1 protein-coding gene is annotated in these 834 nt (G+C 34.3%); it reads left to right on the top strand.

The genetic code is table 11. The features are described from left to right. The first annotated feature begins 143 nt into the window (after positions 1 to 143). Positions 144 to 554: a hypothetical protein gene (locus PVK62_RS17355; RefSeq protein WP_274445631.1), complete on the top strand. Its 411-nt coding sequence runs from the start codon at positions 144 to 146 to the stop codon at positions 552 to 554. The last annotated feature ends 280 nt before the right edge of the window (positions 555 to 834 follow it).

Raw genomic sequence — 834 nt, 5'->3', positions numbered from 1 at the left:
TAATTGGTTTTGTAAGTCAGTCTTTCGCACGTGTTATTGCGGCGTTATACAAATTCTTTAACCTTATAATAATAAAGATATAATTGAACTTATTAGTATTTGGTATAGAATACCAAAATCTTATTTTCCTATCAGTGAAATCTATGTCTAAAGAAGCTCCAAATGATGTTGCAGCGTTAGCTGGAGCAGCGACTGCTGCAAGTGTTTCAGTATTTATTTCAAGTGGTGCGTTTGGCATTTTAGGTATTGGTATTGGGTTAACATTAATCACACTTGTACTCAGCTATGCCTCAAGTAGTGCTAAGAATCCTAAACACCAAATCGCCTTTTCTGTAGTTATGGGACAGCTTATTATTTTGATTTTAGCGCCAATGTTTGAGCTTTTTATCTTTTGGAATCAACATAGAGATTTGTATATGCCATTTCTTTGGTATTTAAATCAAATGGATGTTTTAACTTATACAGAGGTAACAAGTAGTACCTTGTTTATCGCTTGGCTTATAGCTTCAATTTCAACTTATTTGTATATACATTCAAAGTACAAAAAGAAATAGTATTTGTACGTAATTAATTTGTATAACAAATGCATCAACACGATTTGCTACACTCGGCGTTGTCAGTTTGTCTTTAGTTTCAGTGATTAAGGCAGTAAAATTCAGCTAGGTCTGCATAGTAGCAAACGTGTTATGCAGGCGTTATACGAACTCTGAGAATGCAGTTTTTTGGTTCAGTTCAGCGATTGAACCATTAGCTTTTTAGGTGTGAAAGTAGGGTGGTTTATCTTTTTCTTTGTAGCCTTTTGGTGTTCGTTTTATCAGGTTCGGCATTGAACTA

Source organism: Aliivibrio sp. S3MY1 (assembly GCF_028765575.1).
Taxonomy (GTDB): Bacteria; Pseudomonadota; Gammaproteobacteria; order Enterobacterales; family Vibrionaceae; genus Aliivibrio.
Note: the sequence above shows the minus strand (reverse complement) of the source record. Positions and strands in the feature narration are given on the sequence as shown.